This window comes from Thermoactinomyces intermedius, assembly GCF_013912365.1.
Lineage (GTDB): Bacteria > Bacillota > Bacilli > Thermoactinomycetales > Thermoactinomycetaceae > Thermoactinomyces > Thermoactinomyces intermedius.
In genome coordinates, this window is the sequence record NZ_JACETT010000003.1 from 204,819 (window position 1) to 214,703 (window position 9,885).

Annotated in this window: 9 protein-coding genes; 3 read left to right on the plus strand and 6 right to left on the minus strand. The window is 49.4% G+C overall.

Features of this window, described 5'->3' with window-relative positions:
• Positions 1–12 precede the first annotated feature (12 nt).
• From H1R82_RS01595 to H1R82_RS01605, 3 genes are all read right to left on the minus strand, one after another.
• Positions 13–1,986, minus strand: a complete 1,974-nt coding sequence (locus H1R82_RS01595) for a sensor histidine kinase (RefSeq protein WP_181731273.1) — start codon at positions 1,984–1,986, stop codon at positions 13–15.
• 75 nt (positions 1,987–2,061) lie between these two features.
• Positions 2,062–2,763, minus strand: coding sequence for a response regulator transcription factor (locus tag H1R82_RS01600; RefSeq protein WP_181731272.1), 702 nt, complete (start codon positions 2,761–2,763; stop codon positions 2,062–2,064).
• Positions 2,764–2,854: 91 nt separating this feature from the next.
• Positions 2,855–4,921: a (Fe-S)-binding protein gene (locus H1R82_RS01605; protein WP_181731271.1), complete on the minus strand. Its 2,067-nt coding sequence runs from the start codon at positions 4,919–4,921 to the stop codon at positions 2,855–2,857.
• A 393-nt stretch (positions 4,922–5,314) separates the two neighbouring features.
• Between H1R82_RS01605 and H1R82_RS01610 the strand changes: the two genes are divergently transcribed.
• Genes H1R82_RS01610 through H1R82_RS01620 form a run of 3 tightly spaced genes read left to right on the plus strand, consistent with a single transcriptional unit; the run spans position 5,315 to position 6,753 of the window.
• Positions 5,315–6,109, plus strand: coding sequence for a ParM/StbA family protein (locus tag H1R82_RS01610; protein WP_181731270.1), 795 nt, complete (start codon positions 5,315–5,317; stop codon positions 6,107–6,109).
• Positions 6,106–6,372, plus strand: coding sequence for a hypothetical protein (locus H1R82_RS01615; protein ID WP_181731269.1), 267 nt, complete (start codon positions 6,106–6,108; stop codon positions 6,370–6,372). Before H1R82_RS01610 ends, H1R82_RS01615 begins: the two co-directional genes overlap by 4 nt.
• A 27-nt stretch (positions 6,373–6,399) precedes the next feature.
• Complete coding sequence (locus H1R82_RS01620) at positions 6,400–6,753, plus strand: hypothetical protein (RefSeq protein WP_181731268.1); 354 nt, start codon at positions 6,400–6,402, stop codon at positions 6,751–6,753.
• 29 nt (positions 6,754–6,782) lie between these two features.
• On the opposite strand, the gene kamE is transcribed toward H1R82_RS01620, so the two are convergent.
• From kamE to H1R82_RS01635, 3 genes are all read right to left on the minus strand, one after another.
• Entirely contained in the window at positions 6,783–7,541 is a 759-nt protein-coding gene (gene kamE, locus H1R82_RS01625; protein WP_181731267.1) for a lysine 5,6-aminomutase subunit beta, read from the minus strand.
• Positions 7,538–9,118: a lysine 5,6-aminomutase subunit alpha gene (gene kamD, locus H1R82_RS01630; RefSeq protein ID WP_181731266.1), complete on the minus strand. Its 1,581-nt coding sequence runs from the start codon at positions 9,116–9,118 to the stop codon at positions 7,538–7,540. The genes kamE and kamD overlap by 4 nt, the downstream gene beginning before the upstream one ends.
• A partial coding sequence (locus H1R82_RS01635; protein ID WP_445267829.1) for a MutS-related protein occupies positions 9,115–9,885 on the minus strand: 771 nt, incomplete at its 5' end. The genes kamD and H1R82_RS01635, both read right to left, overlap by 4 nt.

Below are 9,885 nucleotides of genomic sequence, written 5' to 3' on the forward strand. Positions count from 1 at the left end.
CGTTGTGTGCGGTTATTCGGAATCGATCGCAGGAAAACAGAGGCGAAACAACGTGCCATGATTGGCCTTGCTTTCCACTTCAATTTTTCCGCCCATGGCCTCCACCCATTCTTTGACCAGCGCAAGCCCCAGACCAGCCCCGTGTTCCCGTCCTCCGGTTTTCCCCTGGTAATACCTCTCGAAAATATACGGAAGTTCATCCTCAGAAATCCCCATTCCCGTATCCTGCACTTCGATGACACAGTGGTTTCCCGCCGACCTTGCCGATAATTTGATCATCGACCCGCTCGGGGTGAAGCGCAATGCATTGCGGATCAGATTGTCCAGCATTTGCGACAACCTCTTCCGGTCGACCCGGACCAGGGGCAATTCGGGCTCGATCTCCAACAAAATACTTACTTTTTTGCTTTGCCATGCGATCCGGGAAAACGTTTCATGACTTTGTTTGATGAGTCCGTCCACCTGCGTTTTTTCCGGCTGCAAAAAAGAAGCAAGCGATTTTTTTTCATCTTCGGTGGCAATGACAAAAAGGTCATCAATCATCTTTTGCAACCGGGTGACTTCCCGTTTCAGGATTCGCACCTCTTTCGTCTTCTTCCACGGGTCTTGCATGTGCAGTTGCTCCACATAACCCTGGATAATGGCAAGGGGATTCCTCAACTCGTGGGAAACGTTGGCGACAAACTCCTGTTTGCTTTTTAATAAACTCTCCACTTGTCTCTTTTCATTGTGCAATTTATGCGTCGTTTCTTCCAAAGATCCGGCCAGCTGATTCAACTGGCGGCTCAAGATTCCCAACTCATCGATTTGTTCGTCGCGAATCCGGAAGGCAAGCTCTCCCCGGGACCAGGCTTTGGCCGCTTCCCCCACCTGGACGATCCGCCGGGTGACAAAGCGGGCATGAAGATAGGAAAAGGGAAGAGCAATGACAAATGCGAGCAATACCGTCAACAGGATCAGCGGAATGGATAACAAAAATGAAAAGAACATGGTCAGCACCACTGCATCCACGTAAAAGAAATCGTCAAAGCGGATCATCTGATTGACCACGCCCAAAATCCGCCCGTCGTGTCCGTAAACCGGAGCGGCCGTCATGTACCGGCTCCCGCTTTTTAACGGGATGCTGATCAATTTTTGCGTCTTCAGCACCTCCCGGATAAACGCTTTTTCTTCGTGATGGGCCGCTTGAGAGATCAGGGCTTCTTTCAAAAACGGATAAGTGCTGTCGGCCACCAACTCTCCTTTCCTGTTGTAAATGGTCCAATACCGTTCAACCTGATAGGGGGACCACCGGAAAATCCATTCATTCCATGCTGTGGATTCCACCTGCCGGATCCACTCGGGCAACGACGACTGAAGCCGGGGGTTTTCCATCATGTAGGAAGCCCACCGGGCCACTTGAACCGTTTCATTTTCGCCCCGGACCACTTTCGGGATATAGGTGGTGACGGTATAAAAAACGAGAGAAGAAACCAGGGAAAACACCAGAAAAAGAAACAGATTGACATGAGATAAGGTGATTTGGCGCACCAGCCGGCCGGATGCCCATTCCCAAATAGCGCCCAGGAGGAAAAAGATCAGGCGGAAGGCAACCAAGATGAAAAGTGCAATGGCCAAAATCCAGACATAATCCGTATAGACTTCCTGATTGTCCGGCAGAAGAACAGGATATTCTTTGAAAACGGGCAACCGTTTCAACAGCCATTCCATGATCCACTCAAAACAAAAAACCCCCGTCAGGTAAGGGATCAAAAACTTTGCCCACAAAGCCAGACTTTCTTTGGCATTCTCTCCCTTTTTGAAACGATAGGCCGGCCAGACACTCATCCAAAACTCGGGAACAAACGTCAAGATATACATCCAGACCAACTCATAAAAAGTACGGACCTGCCAGAGGAGCATCAGCACATATAAAAGCAAAAACGGGGCAAAGGTTTCAATCAACACCCGCTTGATTCCTGCATTTTGAAAACTTTTCAACTGCATAGATGAGACCCCCGAATCCCTTTTAAAAAAAGGTCATCTGCTGTGCAGAGACCTTTTCACTCCAGTGATGAATCGTTATTTGCCGTTTTCTGTCTTTAACACAAACTTATAACCCATTCCCCATACCGTCAGAATATGTTTTGAATAAGGCGCCAATTTTCTTCGCAAACGCGATACATGCGTATCCACCGTCCGGTCAAATCCATCATAAGTCAAATCCCAGATTTGTTCCAATAAAAATTTCCGGCTGAACACCCGGCCCGGGTGGGCCAAAAACAAATGCAACAACTCATATTCCTTGGGTGTGAGTTCCAGCAGCGAATCCTCCAAAAAAACCTCACGGGTCTCCACATTCATGCGGATAAACCCGTAATCGATACAGGTCTGTTCACGTTTTCCCTTCTCCTGTTCCATCAAAACCATTCGGCGGAGCATGGCACGAACCCTGGCCCTCAATTCACCGGTGCTGAAAGGTTTGGTCATATAATCATCCGCACCGACATCCAGTCCCCAAATCCTCTCCATCTCACTGCCGCGGGCCGTCAACATCAAAATCGGCACCACCGATTTTTGCCGGATTTTTCTGCAGACCTCGATTCCCTCCATATCCGGCAACACCCAATCCAAAATCACCAGATCCGGTTGCTCCTGTTTCCAAAGCTCCAATCCTTCGCCGGCCGTATGGGCCACCAACGTGTCATAACTGTCGCGGCGCAATTCCCCGGCAACCAGACCGGCCAATTCCACTTCGTCCTCCACGATCAAAATCTTTGGCATTTGTGCTTCACTTTCCTGTCTTTTTTTCCTCAAAAGAAGAAGACAGCGAATACAGGAAGTTTTCTTCCCATATTCGCTTTCCCCTCGTTGATCAATGGACGCCTTCTGCCACTTCTTCCGGCTCATCCTCAATGGAGAGAGCCAAAATTTCAGCAACATCCATGGTTTGCACTTTGTCTTCCACTTCTTTGGCTTTGGTTCCGTCGGACAACATGGTCAAGCAATAAGGGCAAGCGCTTCCGATCACGGTCGGGTTCACTTCAAGCGCCTGCTCGGTGCGGGCGACATTCACGCGCACCCCTTCGGTTTCCTCCAGCCACATCAATCCTCCGCCGGCTCCGCAGCACATGCCGTTTTCTCTGTTTCGTTTCATTTCCACCAGTTCAATGCCCGGGATTTGCTGCAGGATATAACGTGGGGGATCAAACACCCCGTTATATCTTCCCAGATAGCAGGAATCATGGTATGTCACACGTTCATTAACTTCTTTGGTCGGCTTGATCCTTCCTTGTTTCAAGAGTTCGGCCAACACTTCCGTGTGGTGATACACTTCCGCTTCCAGCCCGAGATCGGGGTATTCTTTTTTAAAGACGTTATAGGCATGAGGATCGATGGTGATGATTTTTTTCACCTTATGTTTCTGGAACAAAGCAATGTTGTCCATCGCCAATTGTTGGAACAAAAATTCATTTCCCAACCGGCGGGGGGTGTCTCCTGAGTTTTTCTCTTTATTCCCGAGAATGGCAAATTTCACACCAGCATGAGTCAATAATTTCACCAAAGCCCGGCTGATTTTCTGACTGCGGTTGTCATAAGACCCCATGGACCCCACAAAGAAGAGGTACTCGAATTCTTTTTCTTCTTTGACGGTCGGAACGGGGACATCCGAATTTTCAATCCATTTGGCCCGGTCTTTCCGGCTGATTCCCCAAGGGTTCCCCTGACGTTCAATGTTTGAGAAAGTTCGGGATACTTCGGGGCTCATTTTCCCTTCCGTCATCACCAGGTAACGCCGCATGTCAATGATTTTGTCCACATGTTCATTCATCACCGGGCATTGGTCTTCACAGTTGCGGCAAGTGGTGCAAGCCCACAGTTCCTGCTCGGTGATCACATCCCCGATCAGATTGACTTCCCCGGTGTTTAAAGCCTGTTGATTCGCGCCGGCAAAAGCAAATTCCGGAACCCAGGGGCTTTTGGATGTAATGGCTGCCCCTTTGGCGGTCAAATGGTCCCTCATTTTGACGATCAAATCCATGGGGGACAACATTTTTCCCGTTCCGGCAGCCGGACACATGTTGGTGCACCGCCCACACTCGACACAGGCATACAAATCGATCAATTGGTTTTGGGTAAAGTCTTCAATTTTTCCTTTTCCGTATTCTTCGACGGATTCATCTTCAAAGTCGATTAATGACAGCTTGGATGGTGCCTGTTTCTGTTTTTGTTTCAAGAAAACATTCACCGGTGCCACCAACAAATGGAAATGTTTTGATTGCGGGACGTAGACCAAAAAAGTCAGCAAGACCAAGGCATGCATCCACCAGAACACATAAAACAGCACCTTGGCGGCCTCCGCGCTCATCCAATCCATAAACGGCATGGCAAGGATGGAAGAAAACGGGGTGTACCAAGTGACTCCCTCGCCGGCCCACAGTTTTTCAAAAGCCGCAGACAATAAAATGGAAGACATCAATAAGGTCAGAAAAATAATCACGAGCCCGGATTTAAACCCTCTTTTCAACCGGGGCAATTTTTCAATATAACGCCGGTAGAAAGCATACAGGGTGGCCAACAAGACGATGAATGTTGTCAGTTCCTGCAAGAACAGAAAAAACGGATATGCCGGCACAGGAAGATGATGTCCCGGCGCCAAACCTTTGATGAATAAATCAATCGCTCCAAATTGAATGATAATGAAACCGTAAAACATCAATACATGCATGAACCCGCTTTTTTTATCCTTGAGCAGCTTCCTTTGCCCAAAAACGTTTACCAGCACTTGATTGATACCGGTTTTTAAATCCACATCCAATTCGGCCGGCTTTCCCAATTTCACATATTGATACCGCCGGTATACAACACTGGCAAATAAGTATACGGCATAAGCGGTAACCCCTAAAAATGCCAAGAGGTTCACAATTTGCAGCATCGACATCCTTTTCTCCCCTTTCCATTATTTATGTTAATTCAGAAAAAAGATTTTGCAAACACACAAAAATTACTTTCAATTCAGTTTGTTTACATTCTATCATAAACTGAGCAGTCATTCATTAATTTTTATCAAAACCAGCTTCATCCAGTTCCATGGATATTTATTCAATTTTAGCATATTTTCATGCTTCAAGCGTTTTTTTGCGCTATAATAGACCCTAGTCCGGACTGTGGACCTTCATGGTCCGTTTATACAGACTCTAGTCATGACAAACGACAACCCGTTATCCTGTTTCGTTGACTTTTGTCCGGACTGAAGTCCCCGGACGGACGGATTGAATGACGTATGTCATGACGACAGTCTCCATTTGCCAAAAATGATGCAGGAGGCGTTTTTATGTTAATTGCTGTGGATGCAGGACGAGCCTTTGTAAAAACAGTGACAGGAAATCAAAAATTCTCATTTCCAAGTAAAGTTTCAAAAGCGAGAAAAAGAACTTTTGTACAGACATTGGAGGAAGATATCGAGCTCCGGTATCAAGGGAAGGAGTATTTCATCGGGCAGCTGGCAGAGCGGGAAGGCTCTTTCACAAGGCAGATGATGACCGAAAGCAAAGTCAATGTGGAGACGGTATTGTTGATCCTGACGGCTTTGTTTAAAGCAGGAGCGATCGGGGATGTAAAATTGGTCACCGGGGTCCCGATCAACATGTATAAAGAGGATGAAAGAGCGCGGCTTCGTGCCAAGTTGGAGGGAGAGCACGAAGTGGTTTTAAACGGTACATATCGCAAAATCAATATCACCAAAGCCGCGATCACCATTGAGGGAGGAGCGGCCTATTGGGTGCACCGGCGCATGGGAACGGTGCGCATCGTGGATCCGGGAGCCCGGACAACAAACTATGCCACGTTTAAAGACGGGATTTTTATTGACCGGGAGAGCGGAACGTTGCCAAAAGGATGGGATAATGTCCGGGAAGCCGATCCGGAGGAAATGGCAGCCATGATCGTCGGACATTTGGGCGGAATGTGGTCCACGACTGATGTGGTCGAGTTGATCGGCGGAAAGGCAACGGAATTGGTGGAGCCCTTCAAACACGTGGGTTTCATCCACGCCACCACTTTTGACAATCCGCAATTTGCCAATGCACTCGGTTATTATGCACTGGGAAAGGAGACGCTCGGTGAATGAGGGAATATAAAAAGAGGGAAAGAAGACAAGTTTCCTTTAATACCGAAGATGCGGTCGAACTGGAACTGCTCAAGTTGGCAGACCGGGAAGACATCAATTTTTCCGGACTGGTCAAAAACCTGTTGTTTGCCTATTGCATGGGTCAATTGCAACCGGCCAAAGATCTTTCTCCCGTGAATCATTCCCGGATGCTGTCGAGTCAAAATGTGCCTCCATCCTCTTTTCAAGAGATTAAAGCCAGTGGCATCCCGTTTGATTATTAAGCTTATATAGAATAGGAGAGAGAGAAAATGAAGCCTCATTCTTTTCAAATCCCGTATTCTGTCGTTGACAAACTCCCTCCCATCGAACGATTCGTTTACTACGAACTGAGCCGCCTGGCCTCTCCTGTCGCTAAAAAAGATACCATTTTCCGCGTGAATATTCCGCCACGGGGGCTCATTATCAACCATTTCCGTCTGGCCAAGGAAATGGATTTTCCCTATTCGCGGGTTTCCTTTGCCATGGAACAGTTGGAGAAAAAAGAATTGATTGAAATTCATCCCTTAAACAACAAGGAGTTCCGATCCTATTATCTGGTCTATGTAAGAAAAGTTTACCAGGAAAATGAAATTCCTTTGTCCCCTCCCGAATTTTCGTTTTAAAGAAAAAGGCTGGCGCTGGCGTCAGCCTTTTACAACATCCGGGACCGGTTTTGGCGGCGGACCAGTTCCTGCACAAAGTACGAAGCGACATCCGGGGCCAACGTGCCGGGACCGAAACCGGCATCAAACCCCAACTCCAAAGCCAGTTCATGATGAATGCGGGGGCCTCCGCATATGAGAATAAACTGGTCCCGCACCCCTTCCGCTTCCAGCAGTTCCACCAATTCGGTAAGGGTTTGGATGTGGGCCCCTTTTTGGGTCACCACCTGGGAAACCAGAATTACATCGGCCTTTTTCTTTAAAGCTTCTTCCATCAACACTTCGTTTTCCACCTGGCTTCCCAGATTGTAAGCTTCAATTTCCGGATATCGTTCCAGTCCGTATTCCCCGTGATAGCCTTTCATATTCATGATCGCATCAATGCCGACCGTGTGTGCGTCCGTTCCGGTGCACGCCCCGACCACAACCACTTTTCTGCCGATTTTCTCCCGGATATACTGATTGATCTGATCAAAATCCATGCGTACACTATCCACTTTCGGAACCCGGATGCTCGTGAAATCAACAAAATGGCGGCACTTTCCGTAAACGATGAAAAAAGTGAAACCTTCCGTCAAGTCTTTCATATGGTACACTTGCGGTTCATCCAGCCCCATTTTCATCGCCAGTTGTCTGGCGGCTTCCCGGGCTTCTTCCCCATATGGAACCGTCATGCTGAAACTCAGCTGGACCATGCCGTCATTCAGTGTGTCGCCATACGGTTTCACACAGGTCAAATCCGCCTTCAACGTCCAACCCCCTCCCTTGGTTTCAACCCGAGACGCGACCGGAGTTCCGCTTCAACCGGGTTATAATAGTCAGGGTTTTTTTTCAGAACCCCTTCCAGCCCCTTGCCTCCGGTCCTTGACCGTTTCACATCGGCAAACATGCCTTTTTCCAAAGCATGAAACAAGCCGGTTTCCCGGATTTCTTCCAACAATTTCACCGCTTCCTCCAAAACCTGGCGGGCTCTTTGTTCGATGCGCCCTCCGGGCCGGAAACAGATTTCTTCTCCCAAATGGCGGGCGTTGTTAAAAATGTACCGGGCATTTTCGATGGCCAGTTGCCGGTCATGGATATGCGGTGTATGCATGGCTTCGGTCATCATGCCAAGCAATTGGACCCCCTGGTTCGTCATGATGCCAACCAAATTAAACAGTGCATTTTGAATATGGCCCTTAAAAATATTTCCGGTCATGTGTTTGGTCGGCGGCATGTATTTCAAGGGGGCATCGGGAAAGATTTGCCTTGCCATCTGGGCCTGGGCAATTTCCCACAACAACCCGTCTTCCAGATCCGGATTCATTTCAAACGCATGCCCGAGTCCCATTTGCTCCGGGGGAAGTCCCGACAACAGAGCCAACTGTTCATTGATGAATTGCGACGCCAGCACGGTATGCGCGCTTTTGACGGCATCGGCCGTTGTCAAATAATTGTCTTCCCCGGTATTGATCATGATACCGGCATAACTGTTGATCATGCGGGAAAACGATTGGTCGATCAGGGTCCGCTGCATGTTGATGTCCCGGAACAAAATCCCGTACAGGGCATCATTCAGCATGACATCCAACCGTTCAAACGCTCCCATGGCGGCAATTTCCGGCATGCATAACCCCGAGCAATAATTGCACAGATAAATATACCGCCCCTCTTCCCGGCTGACTTCATCCAGCGCTTTCCGCATGATTCGGAAATTCTCCTGGGTGGCAAACGTCCCCCCGTACCCTTCCCGGGTCGCTCCATAAGGCACATAGTCCAGCAAACTCTGCCCCGTGCTGCGGATCACGGCGATGATATCCGCTCCCTGGCGGGCCGCCGACTTGGCCTGCACAACATCTTCGTAAATGTCACCGGTTGCCACAATCACGTACAAATAAGGCTTTTTTCTCTCCCCGGTATTCCTGATCCACTCTAGTCGCTCCATCCGGTTTTTCCAAATCTCATCCAGAGCCTGGCCGGCCATTTGCCTTCCTTTTTCCTGAATTTCAGCCAAGGGGACACGGCGGAGTTGCACCAAATCCCACTTTCCCTCCGCCACTTGTTCCGCGACATACTGCGCCGGACAACCGTTGAGCACCATGGCATTTAAAACCCAATAAGCGGCTCCCGTTTCCAACTGGTCTCTTTCCAACAAGTGATCCACAACCACATTGGCCAACGGCACCCCTTCTTCATTCACCCCGTCAATTCCAAAACAACGCAATACCGTCCGTTCCACCGCCACCGTGGTGTGAACGGAAACCAACCGGTCCACTTGGTCGGCAATCGCTTTGGCCGCTTGACGCGCACGCGTGATTTGCTCTGGATCCAACCTCAATTTATTCACTGTTTTTCCCCCGCTTTCTCCCCCGCTTGTTGTTTGGCCATCCGGATGATATCGGAAGGCAGGCCGATGACTTCGGCAATCCGGATGGCTTCATGCGGGATGTTTTTTCGTCCCTCTTTGACCGGGATGAGCCGGTAATCCATCCTTTCTTCCAGAGTGTCGGGATAAAATGCACCGGCTTCCGCCATTTGACCGGAAATCCCGGCCACTTGATACAGGCGGATGCCTTTGACATCCAGCACCTCCTGATAATGTGTCACATGCACGGAATAATGCCGCTCTTTGGCAAGGAACGACGTGACGGCCCGGGCCAATGCCCCTCCTTCCACCGGATTGGTCCCGCCTCCCGTTTCATCCAACAACATCAATCCCGTTCCCGGAAGCTTCAACAACTCACGAAACCGGACCATTTCCGCGCCAAAACGGCTTAACCCCTGCCGGATTCCCTGGCCGTCACCGAGCAAACCGGCAACCCAGGAAAACAAAGGCATTTCACAGCCGGCAGCCGGGACAAAAAATCCGTATTGCGCCAAGACTGCAATCAACCCGAATGTTTTTAAAGCGACCGTTTTTCCGCCCATATTGGGGCCGATGATCACTGTCACCCCGCGCCGGATCGAACAATCGACACGGGTCATGGACCTGCCGCGTTCGTTCAGCGTTTGCTCCAAGGCGGGATGGAAAGCGCTTTTCACCCGGAATTGATTCTTGGACCAGCGCGGGCGGACTCCTTGCCAGTGTTCGGCCGCCCGGATCCGGGCCCATTG

Excerpts from the sequence above, each read along its gene's own strand:
- H1R82_RS01615 (WP_181731269.1), top strand. The coding sequence starts at position 6,106 with ATGAGGGAATATAAAAAGAGGGAAAGAAGACAAGTTTCCTTTAATACC.
- H1R82_RS01595 (WP_181731273.1), bottom strand. The coding sequence starts at position 1,986 with ATGCAGTTGAAAAGTTTTCAAAATGCAGGAATCAAGCGGGTGTTGATT.
- H1R82_RS01620 (WP_181731268.1), top strand. The coding sequence starts at position 6,400 with ATGAAGCCTCATTCTTTTCAAATCCCGTATTCTGTCGTTGACAAACTC.
- H1R82_RS01600 (WP_181731272.1), bottom strand. The coding sequence starts at position 2,763 with ATGCCAAAGATTTTGATCGTGGAGGACGAAGTGGAATTGGCCGGTCTG.
- H1R82_RS01610 (WP_181731270.1), top strand. The coding sequence starts at position 5,315 with ATGTTAATTGCTGTGGATGCAGGACGAGCCTTTGTAAAAACAGTGACA.
- H1R82_RS01605 (WP_181731271.1), bottom strand. The coding sequence starts at position 4,921 with ATGTCGATGCTGCAAATTGTGAACCTCTTGGCATTTTTAGGGGTTACC.